The organism is Massilia sp. CT11-108, assembly GCF_047302915.1.
Taxonomy (GTDB): Bacteria; Pseudomonadota; Gammaproteobacteria; order Burkholderiales; family Burkholderiaceae_D; genus Telluria; species Telluria orientalis.
The window spans coordinates 1-399 of the sequence record NZ_JBKYMO010001294.1; the positions used below are offsets into that span (position 1 = coordinate 1).

Genomic DNA, 399 nt, shown 5'->3' on the forward strand with positions numbered 1-399 from the left:
TTCTTTTCGTCGGCAGCGGCTGATGTGTATATGACACAGCAGCTGAGTCGCGGGCGCCTCGAGCAGCGCTTCCGCGAACGGGGCTTGCGGCGCCAGTTGCAGGACGGTGCGCCACCCGCCGCCGGCGGACATGAAATGCAGGGTCCACCAGCCGTCGTCCGTCACGACCGCTTCCGGTGTGCCGGTGCTCGCCGGCCAGCTCGATGCGGACGGCGAGTGCGAGGCCGCCTGGCCGTTTGCCGCCGCACCCTCGGACCATTTGCAGGCGCACGGCGCCCGTTTCACCGTCGAACCGCTGGAGGCGGACACACCATGATCCCATTCTTCAAGCGCGCCGCGCCCGTCCACGATGCCTGCACCCTCGGACGCACGGCTGTCGCGCTGCCGCTGTCGCCCGGC

Annotated in this window: 1 pseudogene; it reads right to left on the reverse strand. The window is 69.9% G+C overall.

Annotated elements, in window-relative coordinates:
• Nucleotides 1-399: pseudogene (locus ACEN88_RS34470) on the reverse strand (hypothetical protein); the annotation flags it as partial.